Annotated in this window: 18 protein-coding genes; 7 read left to right on the top strand and 11 right to left on the bottom strand. The window is 53.8% G+C overall.

The window, feature by feature from the left end; genetic code table 11:
* Nucleotides 1-157 precede the first annotated feature (157 nt).
* Nucleotides 158-1,054: a LysR family transcriptional regulator gene (locus tag ACR0EN_RS16000; protein ID WP_480587704.1), complete on the bottom strand. Its 897-nt coding sequence runs from the start codon at nucleotides 1,052-1,054 to the stop codon at nucleotides 158-160.
* A gap of 85 nt (nucleotides 1,055-1,139) precedes the next feature.
* Here ACR0EN_RS16000 and ACR0EN_RS15995 point away from each other — a divergent pair, with 85 nt between their 5' ends.
* Both ACR0EN_RS15995 and ACR0EN_RS15990 read left to right on the top strand, forming a co-directional pair.
* Nucleotides 1,140-1,571 (top strand): VOC family protein, encoded by a 432-nt coding sequence (locus tag ACR0EN_RS15995; protein ID WP_480587701.1) that lies wholly within the window; start codon nucleotides 1,140-1,142, stop codon nucleotides 1,569-1,571.
* A 27-nt stretch (nucleotides 1,572-1,598) separates the two neighbouring features.
* Nucleotides 1,599-2,354 carry an isochorismatase family protein gene (locus tag ACR0EN_RS15990; RefSeq protein ID WP_170425027.1) on the top strand — a complete coding sequence of 252 codons (756 nt, stop codon included), beginning with the start codon at nucleotides 1,599-1,601 and terminating at the stop codon, nucleotides 2,352-2,354.
* A gap of 328 nt (nucleotides 2,355-2,682) precedes the next feature.
* Here the strand turns inward: ACR0EN_RS15990 and ACR0EN_RS15985 are convergent, their stop codons facing one another.
* Both ACR0EN_RS15985 and ACR0EN_RS15980 read right to left on the bottom strand, forming a co-directional pair.
* Nucleotides 2,683-3,519 (bottom strand): TauD/TfdA dioxygenase family protein, encoded by an 837-nt coding sequence (locus ACR0EN_RS15985; RefSeq protein WP_480587698.1) that lies wholly within the window; start codon nucleotides 3,517-3,519, stop codon nucleotides 2,683-2,685.
* A 506-nt stretch (nucleotides 3,520-4,025) separates the two neighbouring features.
* Nucleotides 4,026-4,928, bottom strand: a complete 903-nt coding sequence (locus tag ACR0EN_RS15980) for a LysR substrate-binding domain-containing protein (protein WP_170819055.1) — start codon at nucleotides 4,926-4,928, stop codon at nucleotides 4,026-4,028.
* A gap of 181 nt (nucleotides 4,929-5,109) precedes the next feature.
* Here ACR0EN_RS15980 and ugpB point away from each other — a divergent pair, with 181 nt between their 5' ends.
* The 5 genes from ugpB to ACR0EN_RS15955 all read left to right on the top strand — a co-directional run bounded on the left by ugpB (nucleotide 5,110) and on the right by ACR0EN_RS15955 (nucleotide 10,226).
* Nucleotides 5,110-6,420, top strand: a complete 1,311-nt coding sequence (gene ugpB / locus ACR0EN_RS15975; RefSeq protein WP_170392713.1) for a sn-glycerol-3-phosphate ABC transporter substrate-binding protein UgpB — start codon at nucleotides 5,110-5,112, stop codon at nucleotides 6,418-6,420.
* A 61-nt stretch (nucleotides 6,421-6,481) separates the two neighbouring features.
* The gene (gene ugpA, locus ACR0EN_RS15970) at nucleotides 6,482-7,363 is read left to right on the top strand and encodes a sn-glycerol-3-phosphate ABC transporter permease UgpA (protein WP_155150415.1); all 882 of its coding nucleotides are present in this window, start codon (nucleotides 6,482-6,484) and stop codon (nucleotides 7,361-7,363) included.
* A gap of 20 nt (nucleotides 7,364-7,383) precedes the next feature.
* Nucleotides 7,384-8,220 carry a sn-glycerol-3-phosphate ABC transporter permease UgpE gene (ugpE, locus tag ACR0EN_RS15965; RefSeq protein WP_170392936.1) on the top strand — a complete coding sequence of 279 codons (837 nt, stop codon included), beginning with the start codon at nucleotides 7,384-7,386 and terminating at the stop codon, nucleotides 8,218-8,220.
* Between the two features lie 3 nt (nucleotides 8,221-8,223).
* The gene (gene ugpC, locus ACR0EN_RS15960) at nucleotides 8,224-9,279 is read left to right on the top strand and encodes a sn-glycerol-3-phosphate ABC transporter ATP-binding protein UgpC (RefSeq protein WP_170425030.1); all 1,056 of its coding nucleotides are present in this window, start codon (nucleotides 8,224-8,226) and stop codon (nucleotides 9,277-9,279) included.
* Nucleotides 9,279-10,226, top strand: a complete 948-nt coding sequence (locus ACR0EN_RS15955) for a glycerophosphodiester phosphodiesterase family protein (RefSeq protein WP_480562543.1) — start codon at nucleotides 9,279-9,281, stop codon at nucleotides 10,224-10,226. The genes ugpC and ACR0EN_RS15955 overlap by 1 nt, the downstream gene beginning before the upstream one ends.
* Before the next feature lie 431 nt (nucleotides 10,227-10,657).
* On the opposite strand, the gene ACR0EN_RS15950 is transcribed toward ACR0EN_RS15955, so the two are convergent.
* The 8 genes from ACR0EN_RS15950 to ACR0EN_RS15915 all read right to left on the bottom strand — a co-directional run bounded on the left by ACR0EN_RS15950 (nucleotide 10,658) and on the right by ACR0EN_RS15915 (nucleotide 19,213).
* The gene (locus tag ACR0EN_RS15950) at nucleotides 10,658-11,266 is read right to left on the bottom strand and encodes a histidine phosphatase family protein (RefSeq protein WP_480587695.1); all 609 of its coding nucleotides are present in this window, start codon (nucleotides 11,264-11,266) and stop codon (nucleotides 10,658-10,660) included.
* A gap of 417 nt (nucleotides 11,267-11,683) precedes the next feature.
* Nucleotides 11,684-13,183, bottom strand: coding sequence for a mannitol dehydrogenase family protein (locus tag ACR0EN_RS15945; RefSeq protein WP_480587692.1), 1,500 nt, complete (start codon nucleotides 13,181-13,183; stop codon nucleotides 11,684-11,686).
* The gene (locus tag ACR0EN_RS15940; protein ID WP_480587689.1) at nucleotides 13,183-13,956 is read right to left on the bottom strand and encodes an L-iditol 2-dehydrogenase; all 774 of its coding nucleotides are present in this window, start codon (nucleotides 13,954-13,956) and stop codon (nucleotides 13,183-13,185) included. Before ACR0EN_RS15940 ends, ACR0EN_RS15945 begins: the two co-directional genes overlap by 1 nt.
* The gene (locus ACR0EN_RS15935; RefSeq protein ID WP_170425039.1) at nucleotides 13,953-14,957 is read right to left on the bottom strand and encodes an ABC transporter ATP-binding protein; all 1,005 of its coding nucleotides are present in this window, start codon (nucleotides 14,955-14,957) and stop codon (nucleotides 13,953-13,955) included. Before ACR0EN_RS15935 ends, ACR0EN_RS15940 begins: the two co-directional genes overlap by 4 nt.
* A gap of 11 nt (nucleotides 14,958-14,968) precedes the next feature.
* On the bottom strand, nucleotides 14,969-15,799 hold the full coding sequence (locus ACR0EN_RS15930; RefSeq protein WP_010443328.1) for a carbohydrate ABC transporter permease: 831 nt from the start codon (nucleotides 15,797-15,799) through the stop codon (nucleotides 14,969-14,971).
* Between the two features lie 12 nt (nucleotides 15,800-15,811).
* Nucleotides 15,812-16,678, bottom strand: a complete 867-nt coding sequence (locus ACR0EN_RS15925; RefSeq protein WP_170392706.1) for a carbohydrate ABC transporter permease — start codon at nucleotides 16,676-16,678, stop codon at nucleotides 15,812-15,814.
* A gap of 109 nt (nucleotides 16,679-16,787) precedes the next feature.
* Nucleotides 16,788-18,092, bottom strand: coding sequence for an ABC transporter substrate-binding protein (locus tag ACR0EN_RS15920; protein WP_170392705.1), 1,305 nt, complete (start codon nucleotides 18,090-18,092; stop codon nucleotides 16,788-16,790).
* A 95-nt stretch (nucleotides 18,093-18,187) separates the two neighbouring features.
* A complete protein-coding gene (locus tag ACR0EN_RS15915; RefSeq protein WP_170392704.1) occupies nucleotides 18,188-19,213 on the bottom strand; it encodes a LacI family DNA-binding transcriptional regulator in 1,026 nt (341 codons plus the stop codon).
* Nucleotides 19,214-19,285: the final 72 nt, after the last annotated feature.

Below are 19,285 nucleotides of genomic sequence, written 5' to 3'. Positions count from 1 at the left end.
ATTACTTCCCATCAATCAGCTCATTGCTGCCTATCGTGGCGTAACTAAAACTATGACGTGGTTGAACAAATCAGACATTGCTGCAAGGTGCGATACTGTCTGCAAGAAGACTGCGCACATCAAACGAAGGACTGTGAAACTTCGGCGGCACCTGACTTCAGCCGCTCATTTCGACCAGAAAATCGATCATAGCGCGGGTCTTTGCGGGCAGGTTGTCGCGGCTGGCATAGATCACATGGACTCCGATAGAAGGCGGGCTGAAATCGGGTAAGATCGCCACCAATGCCCCGGCATCCAGTTCAGCCTGACAGGAAAGCTGAGGCAGACGTGTAATCCCACGACCAGCAAGGGCTAGCACCTTTTCGGTATGACCATCGTTGCATCGAATACGAGGAGCGATTGGAACCGCGATTGCCTCACCATCTGGTCCTGGGTAGGTCCAGTTTTGGGTGGCCCCGTGAAACGAAAAATCAATTAGTTGATGCCCCTTTAGGTCATCGGGGTGGCGGGGCGTGCCGTTTCGTTTCAGATAGGCGGGGGAAGCCAGTGTAAGGCCTTGTGTGCGAAAAAGTTCGCGTGCAATCAAATCGGACGGAGGCAAATCACCGATGCGCACCAGCAGATCGATACCTTCACCGATCATGTCGGCCCGGCGCTCGGATATGTCAATGTTCAGATCAACTTCGGGGTATCGCTGCAGAAATTCGGGCAACCGATCGTTCAGCCATCCATGTGCAAAAACCACAGGAACGCTCATCCGAAGCTCTCCAAAGGGTCTGTCGCCGATGGAATGCAACCTGTTTTGTACGGCGCGGGCGTCATCCACAATCCGGCGGGCGTTTTCATAGTATATGCGCCCTGATTCCGTCAGGCTGATCCGACGCGTGGTCCGATTCAATAACCGGGCGCCAAGCCGGGCCTCAAGCCGTCCGATTTCTTTACTGACATGGCTAGGCGTATGGCCCAGCAGTTTTGCGGCGGCACTCATGCCTTCCTGTTCCACTACTGTGCAGAACAGAACCATGCCGTCGAACAAATCCTTATTATGATCCATTTGGAACAAATTACCTTCCAGATGAGCTATTAAGCATCAACACAAGTATAGTTACATTGGTTGCAGTGTAATGAAAGGCCAAACCATGTTAGATATAAGAAACTTCGATCACATTGGCATCCGCATCAGCGACCGCGATACATCAGTCGCCTTCTATGAGTTGCTGGGATTCGAGTTGATCGCGGATGGCGGCTATGACCATGGCCATCCGTTGGTGATGCTGCATCCGTCCGGGATCAACATCAACCTGTTAGGCCCCGCTACAGCTAAAGCTGGTGAAAACGTCTTGATGGATGAGGTCGAGAAGTTTCCCGGCATCACGCACCTGGCCGTCAAGTTAAGGGACGCCGAAGCAACCGAGGCCTTTGTTACCGAACGCAGCATAGCCATAACAGGCCGTCGAGAATTTCGCGGTACCAAGACAATTTTCATCCGCGATCCGGATCGTAATGTCCTGGAACTTGTTGGTCCCGGACCATCTGTCGCGCAACTGATCGCCGAGCATGTGCACGGTTGAACCCCCATCATTAATGGAGATGCTCCCATGACCACTTTCATCAAACCGTTCGCCGCAGCCCTGAGCTTGACGATCAGCGCCGTAGCACTCCCAGCAACCGCAGAAATACCTATGATCAAAACAGTGGATGGTGTCGCAACATACCCAGACGGCTATCAAGGCACGCCTGTCCGAGCCGCAGATATTGACCCGTTTCTGTCACCGACCAACTCGGCGCTGATCCTTATTGACTACCAGCCGCCGATTTTGGCTGGGGTTAAGAATATCAACCACGAAGAGCTGATCAACAATACCACGGGTCTGATAAAGACCGCCGTGATCTACGACATCCCGATCATATTCAGCCATGTAGCCGTAGGATTGAACGGCTATGATCCTATGATCGAAGATTTGCGCGAACTGGCCCCGAACGCGGTATTTGTTGACCGGACCAATGTGAACGCTTGGGAAGAGCCTGAATTTGTAGCTGCAGTTGAAGCAACGGGCCGAAAGAAGCTGATAATGGGCGGTCTTTGGACGGATGTATGTCTGGCTTATCCCGCGATTGAGGCCGAGTTGGCCGGATATGACGTCTACGTTCCGGAAGATGCCGTTGGATCGATCACTCAGACCAGCCACGCAAACGGCATGCGCCGCATGATCGAGGCTGGTGTTGAACCTATAACATGGAATGTGGTTCCAGCCGAACTGCAACGCGACCACGCGCGCACCGATAAACTGCAGGCCGTCACTCGCGTTTTTATGGAGCATCTTTTCAAAGTTGACCCGGACTCAACCTGGTAAATTCAACATCTGTCAGGGGCTTCGGTCCCTGACGACGAATTCTGCTTGAAATCAGGCTTTGCCTGTTTGCACTTGAGCAATTTCTAGAAAGCCGGCGTCTGTTACTATGGGGAACCTGATTGGGACAGCTCCCCGCTGCTGATTGCGGTTCAGCAACAACTTGTCCTTCCGGGCGCAAACACCAAAATCGAGAACAGCCCGAACCCACCATTTGCTTGAGGTTGCCATTGTGACGGTTGGGTCCGTCAAATCAGGCATTCGCGACATTGGCAATTTAATGGTCCGAACTCACACCATAGGCAATTTTGCGCACCCTCGGGGCTGTATTCTATATCGGCTGAATGGCGGAAACAGCTGAGCCTTCCACAGTTACTCGATGCATCAGGCGTCGAAATCCGTGATAGTCGTTGATGGCCTTGTGCCATGTCGCTCGGTTGTCCCACATGGTGATGTCTCCAGTCCGCCATCGGACGCGGCATTGGAATTCAGGTTGTTTGCAATGTTCATAGAGCATGGCAAGGATTGCATCGGACTCCTCACGGGAGAGGCCCTCGATATGCGTGGTAAACACCGGGTTCACGAATAATCCGCGACGCCCACTCAAGGGATGCGTGATGACTACTGGGTGGCGTGCGTCTTGAACGGCGTTTTTTGCGTTGCTCAGACGCCCGCTCGTTGCAGCCTCGCTTTCTTGCGCAGCTGCACCAAAGACATGCCGCGATGAATGAATGGCTGTAAGCCCATGCAGAAATTGGCGCACCGGCACGGACAGTGCGTCATAGGCTGCGCCCATTGAAACAAAAAGCGTGTCCCCGCCGTATGGCGGCATTTCGATGGCATGGAGAATAGAACCCATGGCGGGTTCTTGATCGTACGAATGGTCGGTATGCCATCCTTCGCCGACCGCTTCTCTTTGATCCTTTTCCTTAAGCACCATGGCGATCTCAGGATGGCCATCGACAGGTCTGAAGAATCGATTGACATTGATCGGACCGAAGCGACGGGCAAATTCCAGGTGATCGTCTGGGCTGACCTGCTGACCTCTGACGACGATCACTGAGTACTTTGCAAACGCGGCGTGAATATCTTCAAACTGGGTACTGTCGCGGATGTCAGCATCCATGATCTCAGCTCCCAAACCGCCTGTAAGTGGTCTTATGTCCATTGTTCTGCTCCTTGCTCTAGTGGCGGAAGTTTAAGGGTGGCCAATGATCGGAGAAACTGAACTATCTGGACACAGTTTTGTTGGTGCTGCGAAAAACCTGCATTTGAACTGGCTCGATCATTTCGTGTACAGTGCGCTGGTTCAGCATAGGTGCGTTTACGTTGTTCAATCTAAACCTTCGATAACATCAGTCCCCGCATTTCGATCAACCTGCACTACAGATAAGCTTGCCTCTTACCGCAGCGCTAGCACGTTGGTCAGACGAATGCTATTTGCGCGGTCAAATGGACTTTGGCGAGCAAGGATTAGGAAGCTTGCAATTGATGCTCCTTTGCGAAATTTATGGCTGTTTCACTGATCATGGCTGAATGGGTGTGGATCGCTTTGGTGCTGGATCCGGATGATGCCCAGAGGTCTCAAAACTCTGATGTTTCTTATGCAGAAAGGGGTAGGTGATTTGTCGGCAGCGCAAAGGCTCTTTCATGTGCCGTGGTTTTTTGACGGGCTCATTGGGCTTTGAACGGTTTTAAGCTTTCTTGAAACTGTTCGATGAATTCGAGTGTCACCAGTGACGGTTGTTTCAATATTGGGCGCACAAGCGATAGTGTATGTGGAAGCAATGGCTTGAACGGCCTATAGCTCAATCCACGCGTTGAATACTGGATGGCGTCCAACTCGCTTACCACGGAAACTCCGACACCTTTTAGTGCCAACTCACAAGCTGCGGTGAACTGCCTGACTTCGATGTGGGAATTCAACTCTACGTTGGCGCTCTGAAACGCTTTGGAAAGCCGCACAAAAAAGTCGCTGTTGCGTCGTGTATGGATAATTTTAGCATCTTTAATATCCGCTGGTGTCACCTCAGCGAGGCTTTCCAATTCATGTCCGGTGGGAAACACACAAACTGTGCGGACATTGATGTTTCTGCTTTCAACGGCCGGGTGACCGTTAAAGCTGTCTGTGATCCCGAAATCATACTGCTCACCTATCATCCACTCGAGAATCCGTTCCGGTCGGTCTGGTTCAATCGTCAGGGTGACGCCGGGCCGATCCTGCAAAAACTTGGCGACGAAATCGGGAAGATGACTTGTGGCGAATCCCGGTAAGCAAGCGACGCGGATGTGACCCGCTTTGCGCTGTGTGATGTCCTGACTGACATCCGAGATTTGCTTCATCAATTCCAGAACGCGCTCTACGCTGGGTTGCAGATATCGTACCTCCTGCGAGGGCACCAAGCGACCTTCGCGGCGATCAAAAAGCTGAAAGCCAAGTGATTTTTCCAAATCAGAAAGCAGTCTGCTGACTGCGGGCTGACTTATCCCAAGATCCGTTGCCGCAGCAGTGACCGACCCATTGGTGGAAACGGCCATGAGCGCTTCCAATTGCCGGATCCGCAAAGTTTGACTCATTTTTTGAACCTGGTTCATTGTTTGCCTGGCTGGTTTATAATGTAATGTTATGTTTTTCTCAAAAATTAAATGCTTGAATTATAAAATTGTAACGTTAACGTCGTGAAATCGTCATGTGTGCTGATTACGCGTTGCGGTCGGTATTCAACGAAGCATCAACCCCTGATGCATGGGAGGAATCATGAAAAAGAATTTTCTAGGCGCTCTCGCCTTAACAACTGCTCTGTCGCCGGTGGCGGCTATGGCGCAAACCGAAATTCAGTTCTGGCATGCCTTCACCGGTCGACTAGGCGATCTTGTGAAGGCTCAGGTTGAAGAGTTCAATGCCAGCCAAGATGAGTTCACTGTAGTAGAAAGCCATAAAGGCAACTATTCGGAAACCTTGAATGCGGGTATTGCTGCTTTCCGAGCAGGTGAACAACCACATATCCTGATGGTTTTCGAAGTAGGCACGGCAACGATGATGTCGGCCGAAGGGGCTATCAAACCCGTGTATGAAGTGATGGCTGAAAGCGGTGCATCATTCGATCCTGATGCCTACATTGGTGCTGTCAAAGGCTACTATACGACCACTGACGGGGACATGCTGTCGCTGCCCTTCAACTCGTCCACACCCGTTCTCTGGGTCAATCGCGATGCTATGGAAGCGGCGGGTGTTGACCCTGACACGGATTTGTCGACCTGGGAAAAGGTTGGTGACGTTCTTGACCAGCTTAAGGCTGGGGGTGAAGACTGTCCGCTGGTCACTGCTTGGCAAAGCTGGATCCACCTTGAGAACCTTTCGGCCTATCACGACGTCCCATTCGCATCGAAGGACAATGGATTTGCCGGTCTTGATACCGAACTGATGTTGAATGGACCGACGCAGGTGGCGCACCTGACCGCGATGGGTGACTGGGCCAAAGATGGTAAATTCATCTATACCGGCCGCAGAAACGAAGGTGGCGCGAACTTCCGGGCAGGTGAATGCGCGCTATTCACCGAAAGTTCGGCAGGCTATGCCGGCATTAGCTCTGAGGCTGAGTTCGAATTCGACGTGCGCCCATTGCCCTATTGGGAGGCGGTCGTAAGCGAGCCGCAAAACACCATTATTGGTGGCGCTTCGCTTTGGGTGATGGAGGGTCACGATCCTGAAGAATACAAAGGTGTCGGTGAATTCCTGAGCTTCCTGTCGTCTTCGGACGTTCAGGCGAACTGGCACCAGAACACAGGGTATCTTCCAATCACCGCCGAAGCTGGCGTCGCGACCCGAAATGCTGGTTTCTATGAAGAAAACCCAGGTACTGACATTGCTGTCATACAGATGACCGCCAAAGAGCCGACTGCGAATTCGAAGGGTCTGCGTCTGGGGTCGTTTGACCAGATCCGCGGCATCATCGACGAAGAGCTCGAGGCTGTCTGGTCCGGTGAAAAGACCGCTCAGGAAGCAATGGACAGTGCGAAAGAACGCGGCGATGCCCTGCTGCGCCGGTTCGAGTCTGCCAATCAATAAGTCCTAATTCGATGCGGGCCTGTTTCGGGCCCGCATCTTCTTTATTCGGTGGTTTATCGGGATGGAAAAACGCGTCACCTTTCGCGGCTGGCTTCTGCCATTGGCTCTAATCGCCCCTCAGGTCATTATCTCCGCCGTTTTCTTTTTCTATCCGGCCGGGCAGGCGGTGTGGCAGTCCCTGTTCATTCCTGACCCATTTGGGCTGTCGTCCCAATTTGTTGGATTGGGTAACTTCGAGTTTCTGCTGAGCGACAAGTTCTATCGCGCATCTTTCGTGACGACGGCGGTGTTTTCAACGCTCGTAACACTGTGTTCAATGATCCCGGCGTTGTTTCTGGCGGTCATAGCGGACCGCCTGATCAAAGGATCGGGTGTTTACCGGACGCTGCTGATCTGGCCCTACGCCGTTGCCCCCGCTGTTGCAGGCGTGCTGTGGCTGTTCATGTTCAACACGCGTGTTGGTGTCGTGTCGTGGTACCTCGGCCAGCTTGGTTATGACTGGAACCACGTTCTGAACGGCACCGAGGCCATGGGCCTGGTGGTTGTAGCCTCAGCCTGGGGGCGTATCAGCTATAACTTCTTGTTCTTCTTCGCAGCGCTGCAGTCGGTCCCAAGATCGGTGATCGAGGCTGCGGCAATTGACGGCGCGCGCTTCTGGCGCCGGTTCTTCACAATCGTGCTGCCGCTTTTGTCGCCAACCGCGTTCTTCCTGTTAGTGGTGAATGTTGTCTATGCATTCTTTGAGACCTTTGGCGTCATCCACACGATCACTGGCGGTGGCCCACAGCAGGCGACGACCATTCTAGTCTACAAAGTCTTCTCGGATGGGTTCGTTGGACAAGATCTCGGTTCGTCCTCCGCTCAGTCCGTCATCCTGCTTATTGTCGTTGGTCTGCTGACCGTCATCCAATTCAAATACGTGGAAAAAAGGGTGCACTACTGATGGCAGCCCAACAACACGGAATGGTCGAAAAACGTGGCATGGGGATCTGGTTGACCCATGCCATGATGATCCTTGGCGTCTTAATCATCTTTTTCCCGATCTGGCTGGCGTTCGTGGCATCGACTGTGACCCAGCCGGAAATCGTGTCGCCGCCCATGCCCATTCTTCCCGGCGATCAATTCTGGGAAAACTATAAGGCCGCGCTGTTTTCCGGCGTGAACGTCCCGGTCGCCACAATGTTGTTCAACAGTCTCGTGATGGCCATCGGAATCGCAGTGGGCAAGATCATAATTTCGCTGCTGTCAGCTTTTGCGATCGTCTATTTCCGTTTTCCCGGGCGAACGACGTTCTTTTGGCTGATCTTCCTAACGCTGATGCTTCCGGTCGAAGTTCGTATTGTGCCGACGTTCGAAGTTGTCGCCGGGTTCGGCATGCTCAACAGCTACTATGGGCTGATCTTCCCCTTAATCGCCTCGGCCACGGCAACGTTCCTGTTCCGGCAGTTCTTTCTGACGATCCCGGATGAACTGGCCGAAGCTGCACGCGTCGATGGTGCCCGCCCGATGCGGTTCTTCATTGATATCGTGGTCCCCATGAGCCGAACGAATATCGCGGCGCTATTCGTGATCCTTTTTATCTACGGGTGGAATCAATATCTCTGGCCGCTGCTCATCACTACCGATCCTGAAATGAACACCATCGTGATGGGTATCAAACAGATGTTCCCATCCGGCGACGACGTGGCGGAATGGCCGGTCATCATGGCCACTTCGATTTTGGCAATGATCCCGCCGGTCATCGTAGTGGTGTCTATGCAAAAGCTCTTTGTCCGCGGCCTTGTCGATAGCGAGAAATAAAAAATGGCAACAGTAAACTTAGAGAATGTCAAAAAGAGCTTTGGCCCGACGGACGTTATCCATGGCATCGACATAGATATTGCGGACGGTGAGTTCATTGTGATTGTTGGCCCTTCGGGCTGCGGAAAATCCACGCTTTTGCGAATGGTTGCGGGCCTTGAAACCGTAACGTCCGGTGAAATCCGGATTGGAGGAGAACGAGCCAACGACAAAGAGCCGATGGATCGCGATATCGCGATGGTGTTCCAGAATTATGCGCTCTACCCACATATGTCGGTGCGCCAGAACATGGGGTATGGGCTAAAAATCGCGGGGCTTCCAAAAAACCAGATTGACCAGAAGGTGACCGAGGCCGCCAAACTGTTGCAGCTGGAAGCTTTGTTGGACCGCAAACCCCGGCAGCTTTCAGGCGGTCAACGCCAAAGGGTGGCAATGGGGCGGGCAATTGTTCGCGAGCCGGCGGTTTTCCTGTTTGATGAACCACTCTCAAATCTTGATGCCAAGCTGCGTGTTCAGATGCGTTTAGAAATTCGCGAGCTTCAGGAAAAGTTAGGAATTACATCGCTTTACGTGACTCACGATCAGGTCGAAGCGATGACGATGGCAGACAGGATGATCGTGATGAACGGAGGCATCGCTGAGCAGATTGGGACGCCATTGGAGGTATATGAAACACCAGGAACCCTTTTCGCGGCTCAGTTTATTGGTAGCCCTGCAATGAATATCTTTGATGCTCAGCGTGAAAACGGAACGGTTAAGATAGGGGGCTTAGAGATTGGTCCATCCACGGGGCCTGATACCCCACTAAAGCTTGGAATCCGACCAGAGCATCTGTTTCTGGACGACAATGGTCCGTTGGAAGCCGCTATTCAGATGGCGGAACCGCTAGGCGCAAACACCTTATTGCATGGCCAGCTCACGGATGCAGGCGACGCGATTACGATAAGTCTTCCGGGTGTCCACCCAATCGAAGGCCGGCATCCGAGCATGCGGTTCTCAGTTGCCTCAGAGCACATGCATCTGTTTGACCATTCATCCGGCAAGAGGTTGGAAGGCTGATGGTCTTTCCACAGGTTGAAGCCTTTCGTGGTGGCAAAAACCTGATCCGGGTTGTGGGGCATCGAGGTGCGCGGGGTGTGCTGCCCGAAAACAGTATGATTGGCTTTGACTTTTCGCTCTCTATCGGCGTCCCGCTGCTTGAGTTTGATGTTGTCCTGACGGCCGATGACGTACCGGTCATAACCCACAACCATCGGCTGCACGCTCCCAGCTTTCGTGACGCAAATGGCCTGTTTCTGACCGGAGAAGAGCCGAAGGTCTCGTCATTGACGTTCGAGCAAATCCAGCAATTTGACATCGGGCGGTTGGATGGTCATTCGGCTTATGGCCAACGGTTTCCGGACCAAGCTCAACTGGATGGCATCCGTGTTCCAAAGTTGCAGGATTTGCTGGATTTGGTTGATGATCCAAAATACGGCGATGCCTATTTGATGCTCGAACTGAAGTCGGATCCGGATTTGGCTCACGATGCGCTTTATAGGAAGAAATTTGTCGGGCGGGTTCTTCAAGAAGTACGTGACAAAGGATTGTCTTCGCGCGCGGTGCTCCACAGTTTTGATTGGAACCTGTTGGAGGAGTGTCAGCGGCAGGCTCCTGACATGCCGTCTTCCTACCTGACGCAGCTTCCGGAAAACGCGGCGGATGTTGGTGAGGATTCCTCGAAAGCGGTTTGCCCTGACTTTCGTGGTCGTCGTGATGAAATTCCAAATTTGGTCAAGCAAGCGGGCGGTTCGCTTTGGTGCCCATACTACACGGATGTAACGGCTGAAAATGTGGCGCGCGCAAAAGAACTGGGCCTATGTGTTGCCGTGTGGACGGTCAATTCGCACGAAGAAATAGGCAGAATGATCGACCTGCGCGTGGATGCAATTGTATCTGATTATCCTGGGCGGGTTCAAAGGCATCTGTCGGATTTGGGCGTGAGGTGGAGTGTCGATTGCCGGTGAGCACCGCGCCACAAAAGCTGACGCCGTTCATGTTCTTTTCAGTTGCAGTTGGGAAGGATCAGACACATCAACTAGCCTAAATTTGCAAAAGAACCATCGTCTAAAGCACCGTGCAATTGTTAGGTAGCCGCATTGGATCATGCCGAAAGGCTGGCCAATGGATGCGATTAAGATCCGTGTGCAGCAGAAATTGCTTCGCTTGGAGAGGTCGGCGTGAACAGTGTGTTACACTAACAAAAAAACATACCGAGAAAAACAAATCTATCCTTGAAGTGGCGCATTCAACTAGAGGGGCGCAGTTTGTGAAAACTCAGTGTCGTATTGAATTTGCGGTGAATGAGCCGATATCCCCCGCTTCATCGAGATAATAATTTGGACCTGCAACCAACGGAAAACCGGATACTCGGGACAAATGCCCAATCAACGAAGCTTTAGTGTTCAATGTAGGCTGAATGTCCGTCTTGCAACCTGATGAAGCCGTCTTGAGGTTCGTTCAATTCAAATACCTCTTGTGCGGATAGGCCCAGGAATATTCCTCGAAACACGCGGGATGTTAATCCGTGGCCAATAATTATTACTGTTCCTTCGAACGAGCTGCTCGAATACCATGAGGAAACACGATTGTGCACGTCAGCATAGGACTCTCCACCCGGGGGTGGATAATTCCAGCGATCAAAGCATCGCGCTTCCCATTCCTTGGGAAACTGTCGAGTGATCTCTTTTTCAGTCAATCCTTCCCATTGCCCGAAACTGCATTCCACCAAACTGGTCTCGTACTCGATGATTTCTGGCGGCAGACCTAGTTCCTTGATCACGATTGATGCTGTCTGTGCAGCTCGGCCAAGCGGGCTCGAAAATATTGTCAGCGAATGATCGAAAGAAAGGCGGCTTCGTAGTTTACTTGCGTTTGCCAATGCTTGACGAATGCCTCGGTCGGTCAGGGGCGAGTCCCGACGTCCTTGCCTCCGTTTTTGGGAGTTCCATTCGGTCTCGCCGTGACGAAGCAAATAGAAGGTTGGGCTGATGTTCTGGTCTCGCACTTGTTGACTACTTTATTCATCGACGCAAAGCGAAGTAATTCTGATTTTTAGTTTAAGCAGTATCTCGTCTAAGCGGGCAACTATTGTCGAAAAAAGCAACCAATCCTCTGGTTGACACAATTGATAACACGAATGAAGGGCCGCTACACGACCTGTGCGTTAAATGAGGCGTCGCTCATTTTGATCCTTTAAGGGCTCTCCGCCGACTTGGTTTGCGCTTAAATTCGATGACATCTTCTCGGATGCGTGGACATGATGGAAGAACTTATAGGCGAAAATCGCAAAACTTGCGCGTAGTGGGTATTGGGGTCGTATCAAAATCGACGGCTTCGCTAAGGCCGAATGGCTGAATACTGTGTCGCTCGATATTCGTATCGGAGACTGACACTGCTCTGCAAAGCGCGTTCAGAAAAGGGCTCAACTGCGATTGATATATTCCGCGATAGCTGCCCGACTGCCGTGTTTCCAGATCGTAGTTAGCCAGAAGGCAAAAGCTCTGGGAAAGTCTGCGCCGAGGGCGCAAGCATCGCTATAGTGTTGCTGGCCGACCCAGAGTTCTGGATCGTCTTTGGACGCCAGCGAAACTTTCTGTAGACTCTCCCATTGGGGGTCATTGGGGGCGATTTCGGAGCCATCTTCACGGTATCCTGCACACATCCGGCACCAGAAAGCTTCGGCCAGCGCGAGCCCGCTTATGGAAGAGCCTGTCGCAAGTGCATCACGAAGTGACGGCAGCAAGAACCCGGGGTGTCGCGCCGATCCATCGAAAGCAACCCGGCGCGTCGTGTCGTGAATGGCCGTATTTGCAAATCGCGTCTCAACTTGCTCAAGGTATTCATTTGCAGTCGCTCCGGGGACGGCTGCGACATGAGGCAGAATTTCTTCTTCTTGGACCTTTCTGAAAAACGCCAAGATATCCCGGTCCTGCATGCAATCCGAAATTGTCGGGACATTCAGTATCTCGCCGACATTAGCAAGCAACTGGTGACCGCCGTTCAAGATGCGCAGTTTCATCGTCTCATAGCTTTGGACATCACGGGTCAGCGTGACGCCGACCTGTTCCAGGGGTGGGCGCCCGGCGCAGAAATCGTCCTCGATCACCCATTGGCGATAGTTCTCGTGCGATACGGGTGCTTGGTCATCGACGCCAAGTGCGTGGCATTGTGATATCACTTGGTCTGTTGTAGCGGGCACGATGCAATCCACCATTGAATTGGGGAATGCGCCGTTCTGGTCTATCCAGTCGGCCAGAGCAGGGTCAGACAGGCGTGCTAGACCGACAACGCAGTTCCTCAGGATCACGCCATTATCCTTAAGGTTGTCGCAGCTCAGCGCGGTGAAGGGTTTGATGCCCTGCGCCCTGCGCTGCTTGAGCGCCGCAATGATCGCACCGAATACTGTGCACGGCTGGTTTGGATTTGCTGCATCATGAAGAATTTCTTGGTGATCTGTGTCGAGGGCACCCGTGTTGGCATCTCGGTAATATCCACCTTCGGTCACTGTCAAAGACACAATCTTGATGGAAGGCTCGGACATCTTGCGGATCAACGCTGCATTGCCGGCCTCGACCGGAAGATAATCGATCATCGGACCAATTACCTCGGCGGACATCCTTTTCGGGTCCAGTTCGATCAATGTCGTCAAGCAGTCCTGCGCCAGCAGACGCCCTCGCATCTCGGAATCGTAGCTTCGCACACCGGCTCCGATGATTGCCCAGTCGTGGGCCTGACCTTGCTGCATCAACTGGTGGATATACCAAGCCTGATGCGCGCGGTGAAAATTCCCAAGACCGATATGGACAATGCCGGGCGTCAGGTCCGAGCACCTGTAAGATGGGGTCCTGACAGTTGTCGGCAGGTTTGAAAGGTTATCTCGCCTTAGATGTACTGCAGGATTTGCGTTTGCCACAGGGTTCATCAGCTCATCCAGTTTCCGCCATCGACGTTATATGTCTGGGCGACAATGTACCTGGCTTCGTCAGAGGCCAGAAACACAGCCATCCCGGTCAGATCCTCTGCGCGACCCATCCGCCCATAAGGAACAGCTGCCGCCACTTCGCGTTTCTTTTGGCCGAGCGGTTTATCTTCATGTTTTGCAAAGAACGCATCAACGCCGTCCCAATGCTCACCATCAACAACACCCGGAGCAATTGCGTTCACGTTGATCCCATGAGCGATCAGGTTCAGCCCTGCCGATTGGGTCAGCGATATGATCGCCGCCTTGCTGGCGCAGTAAACCGCGACCAAAGGTTCCCCCCTTCGCCCAGCCTGAGATGCCATGTTGATGATCCGACCTTTGGTCCCGTGCTCGATCATGTGCCGGGCGACCGCTTGCATCGTGAACAAAGCACCCGAGACGTTGATGTCAAACACGCGGTTGTAGTCTTCCCGCTCAATCTCAACGATTGGGGCGGCGGTGAAGATTGCCGCATTGTTGATCAGAATGCCGATAGGGCCGAAATGTGTAGCGGCTCTTGCGACGGCCTCATCTATGCTTTCTTGGTTTGTCACGTCCATCTCGATGGCGAATGCAACCTGACCCAATTCTGCGGCGGCGTCTTTCGCACGCTGGATGTCGATGTCGGCGATGGCAACACGCGCGCCTTCTGCAACATAAGCTTTGGCAAAGGCCAATCCGATGCCTCGCGCAGCCCCGGTGATCAGGGCGGTTTTGCCTGCCAAGCGTGTCATTCGATCCGCAAGCCTTTCGCGTCAAACCGATGGATGACATCTGCACGCGGGGTCAGGTGAATTCGATCCCCATGGCGGAAGCCGACCTCACCATCTGCGCGGACGGTAATGGTTTCGGCCAGGCCGGTCTCGTGGACGTGAAAAAAGGTGTCCGATCCCAAGTGTTCTGAAACGCTGACGATCCCGGACCATTCACCTTCAGTCTCCGAAACCGCGATGTGTTCCGGGCGAATACCGATTGTTTGTGCACCGTGTTTCGTCGCCTCTGGTCCTTCGATGAAGTTCATTTTGGGCGAGCCGATGAACCCTGCAACAAATAAGTTGCGCGGCGTCCGATATAATTCAAGCGGGCTGCCGACCTGTTCGATCACACCGGCCTGAAGCACGACGATCTTGTCGGCCATTGTCATGGCTTCAACCTGATCGTGCGTCACGTAAATCATCGTTGTCGCCAGACGTTCGTGCAGTTCGCTGATCTCCAGCCGCATGCCAACGCGCAGCGCCGCGTCTAGGTTTGAAAGGGGCTCGTCGAACAGGAATGCCGCGGGCTCACGAACAATGGCGCGACCAATGGCAACGCGCTGGCGTTGCCCACCTGAAAGCTGCCCTGGGCGGCGGTCGAGATAATCGCTCAGGTTCAGGACGCTTGCCGCGCCTTCGACCCGCTTGTCGATTTCGGCCTGATCCAGCTTGGCCATACGCAAGGGAAAGGCGATGTTCTTGCGCACACTCATATGCGGGTACAGAGCATAAGACTGGAACACCATTGCCAGACCACGTTTGGCGGGTGGTACGTCGGTTGCATCCGCGCCATCAATGTCGATGGAGCCCGAAGTGATGTCCTCTAGCCCCGCAATGAGCCGCAACAGCGTGGACTTGCCACAACCAGAGGGCCCAACGAAGACGGTGAATTCACCGTCCTCGATAGTCAAATCTAGTGGTGGAATGACCTCTACGTCACCGAAGCTTTTGGTCACTGACTTGAGTTGGATACGTCCCATAGTCGTCTTCCTTATTTCACAGCGCCGAAAGTCAGGCCGCGGACAAGTTGTTTCTGGCTGAACCAGCCAAGGATGAGGATTGGTGCGATCGCCATGGTCGATGCCGCGCTGAGCTTGGCGAAGAACAGGCCTTCGGGGCTGGAATAGCTGGCGATGAATGCGGTAAGCGGCGCTGCGTCAACGGCAGTCAGGTTGAGCGTCCAGAATGCCTCGTTCCAGGCAAGAATGAAGTTCAGTAGCACGGTCGAGGCGATGCCGGGCACGGCCATGGGTGTCAACACATAGAGGATTTCCTCTTTCAGCGTGGCACCATCCATCCGGGCGGCTTCCAGAATCTCACCGGGGATTTCACGGAAATAGGTGTAAAGCATCCAGACGATGATCGGCAGGTTGATCAGCATCAGCACCACGACCAGCCCTCCGCGCGTGTCCAGTAGACCCAACCGGATGAACAGCAGATAGATCGGGTAGAGAACACCCACCGCGGGCAGCATCTTGGTGGACAGCATCCACAGCAGGATGTCCTTGGTACGCTTGGACGGCACGAAGGCCATGGCCCATGCTGCGGGCACTGCGATGATCACGCCCAGAATGGTTGATCCACCTGCGATGATCACCGAATTCCACAGGAACCGCATGTAATCCGAGCGTTCCTGTACGATTGCATAGTTCTCGAGCGTCCAATCGAAGTTCAGGAACAGCGGTGGGCTGGCGATCGCCTGAGCTTCGGTTTTGAAGCTGGTCAGGATCGTCCAGAGGATCGGGAAAAAGATCAGCAGACCAACGGCCCAGGCAAGGGCGGTGTTCAGCGATTTACGACGGGATGTGACGGCGCGGGCCATGGTCGTTCCTCCTCACGCGTCCAGGTTTTTGCCGACGATGCGCATCAGGAAGATGGCAACGATATTGGCAAGGATGATGGCGTAGACACCTCCGGCTGATCCAAGGCCGACATTCTGGCTTTCCAGCACGCGCTGGAATATCAGGTAGGTGAGGGTTCGGGTGCCGAAGGCGCCGCCGGTGGTCACGAAGATTTCGGCGAAGATCGACAGAAGAAAGATCGTCTGGATCAGGATCACGATGGTTATCGCGCGGCTCAGATGTGGCAGGACGATGTGATAAAAGCGTTTCAGGACTGGCGCACCATCCATTTCGGCTGCTTCCAGCTGTTCACTGTCCAGTGACTGAATTGCGGTCAGCAGGATCAGTGTCGCGAAGGGTAGCCACTGCCATGAGACGATCATGATGATCGAAGTCATCGAGGCCTCGGATAGCCATGAGATCGGCTCGGCCCCGAAAAAGCGCCATAGATGGGCCAGCAACCCATTCACAGGATCCATGAACATGTTCTTCCACACCAACGCAGACACCGTGGGCATGACAAAGAAGGGAGCGATCACGAGGATACGGACAACGCCCTGACCCCACATGGGTTGATCCAGCAGCATCGCTAGTAGAATGCCTAGAATTACGGTGATCACCAAGACGCCGCCTACGATCATCAACGTCGCTTGCACGGCGGGCCAGAAGGAGCTGGACGAGACGAACCGGACATAGTTGTCGAACCCGACCCAGCCCAAGTCGCCACCGCGAAGGGGCAGATATTTCTTGAAGGAAAAATACAGCGTCATCGTCAGGGGCACGAGCATCCAGCCAAGTAGCAGGACCACTGCGGGTGCCATCATCAGGCGCGCGACGGATCGGGAATGTTGAGTTGCCATGACGCAAACCCTCTCTGTTCAGGCATAACCAAAGCCTGCGAGAAAAACGCGAGTTGTGGAAGGGTAGAGCGGGGGGCAGACCTCTGCCCGCCCGCCGGGGAGGGATGCCTCAGTAGCCTGCGGCTTCCATTTCTTCGGTGGTGAAGGCCTGCGCTTTGGCGAGTGCTTCGTCCACTGACTGCTGTCCGGCATAAACTGCCGAGAACTCCTGACTTACTTGCGTAGCGATGCCGGCAAACTCGGGGATCGCGACGAACTGGATACCCGTGTATGGCGTCGGCTGTGCGCAGCAATTCTGTGGATCGGCCATCAGGATCGACTCTAAGGTCATGTTCGCAAAGGGAACTTCCTTGTAGTTCGGGTTCTCATAGAGCGAGGTTCGCGCGCCCGGCGGCACATTGGCCCAGCCTTCATTTTCGGCCACCAACTCAATGTAGTCTTTCGAGGTCGCCCATTCGATGAATTGCTTTGCCGCGTCCTCTTGCTGCGTGCCCGCTGGGATCGCTAGCGCCCAGGCCCACAACCAATTGGCGCGTTTATCTACGCCTTCCGAGTTCGGTGCCAGTGCAAAACCAACCTTGTCTGCCACTGTCGAGTCGTCAGGGTTGGTCACGAAGGACGCCGCGACGGTTGCGTCGATCCACATGCCACACTTGCCCTGCTGGAACAGCGACAGGTTTTCATTGAACCCATTGGTGGCGAAGCCCGCCGGGCCAGATTCATTCATCATGTCGACGAAGAAAGTGAGCGCTTCTTTCCATTCCGGCTGATCGAACTGGGGCTTCCAATCCTCGTCAAACCAGCGTGCGCCGAAGGAATTGCCTGTCACGGTGATAAAGGCGCCGCCTTCACCCCAACCAGCCTTGCCACGTAGGCAGATGCCGTTGATGTCATTGTCCCGATCCGTCATCGCAGCGGCAGCTTCGCGGATGAATTGCCAGGTCGGCGCGTCGGGCATTTCAAGGCCGGCCTGTTCCATCAGGTCAGTGCGGTACATGATCATCGAGCTTTCACCATAGAATGGCGCTGCGTACAGCGTCCCTTCATGGCTTAGGCCCCCCGCCATTGCGGGCAGAATGTCCCCGACATCGTAGTCTTCGGACAAACCATCCAGCGGAACCAACCAGCCATTCGCGCCCCAGATGGGCGTCTCGTACATGCCGATGGTCATGATGTCGAACTGACCGCCCTTGGTCGTGATGTCGGTGGTGACGCGCTGACGCAGCACGTTCTCTTCCAGCGTTACCCATTCGACGTCGATACCGGTCGCTTCGGTGAATTTGTCAGTATAGCCCTGCATCCGGATCATGTCGCCATTATTCACGGTGGCGATCGTGATAGATTGCGCGTGGGCTGCGGCCGTAGCGACGAATGTCAATGCAGTCGCCGCGCGAAGTGCGTGCTTGAGATACATCCCTGTCCTCCCTGAGCTTGGATGTCGTGCAGAGAGCGTAGAGCGTAAATTGTCGCGCCGTCAATAAAAACTTTACGCGCGTTAAAATTATCGAGTTATGCCGAATTCCTTAATACGAGCCGCGCAGGGAAAAGGGTTTCTGTTCGCGCCTCAAATTCTCCCCCGTTTTCAATGAGTTCGAACAGCGTTTCGACACTTCTTCCGGCCACGTTGTCGTAGTCATGCGCAGCTGTGGTCAGAGAAGGGCAGGTGAATTTTGCGAACGGATGATCGTCATTTGAGGCCACGCGCAGCGTGCAATCGTTCTTGCGTCCGACCCGAATCCCCTGTTCGTAACAGGCCGCAAGAAAGCCAATTGCCAGTCGGTCATTGCTGCATAGAACTGAATTCGTCCTCAATTGACGCTCGTCCAGAACCTTCAACGCGCCCCGGTGACCGATCTCTTCAAATGCCCAGCCTATGCCGTCGACTTTGATGATATGAGGCTCGAAACCGAGACGCTCCATCACCTCAACATAGGCTTTTCGACGTTTGTTGGCGTTCGGATTCGCAGGCGTACGCATTTCAAAGAAAGATGGCGGTTCGCCCGTGCGGGTCATGTATTCGACCGTTTGTGACACAAAACTGAAATTGTCCGATCCAACAAAGGCAGCCCCCAAACCATCCAGGTTACTGTCAAACAAGACCGTTGGCACGTTGGCACAGAATTTCTCGATCGCGGATCGGTCCGAGATACGCCCCAAAGGGGCTAGCAAAACTCCGGCGGGTTTCAGGGATTGCAGGCCGTCCAGAATTTCGTTCTCGAGCTTTTGCTCGCCATGTGAGCTGAAGAGAGACGGTCGATAGCCCGCCGCGATGCAGGATTGTTCCAGATACCGTGCGATTTCTGCAAAGAAAGGGTCAGACAAATAGGGTACGACGATGCCGATATTCTTGGTCAGCTTTCGGTTCTGGTTCACCGCATAAATGTTAGGGCGGTAATCAAACCGTTCGAGCGCTTCTTCGATGCGCGCCCTTGTCGTCGGGCGAACACTTTCGGGATCATGGAAATATTTGGATACTGTGGGCCGCGAAATGCCGCTGAGGGCTGCGAACTCTTCCATGTTCTTAATCTTGGTCATGCTAGTCTGCCTGCGGATCATAGCCGCCTTGATCTTATCGTATCTTTACATATTCTTTGCGCGCGCTAAAAA

Source organism: Ruegeria sp. AB7, from assembly GCF_056542625.1.
This window is presented reverse-complemented; position numbering and strand designations above follow the sequence as displayed.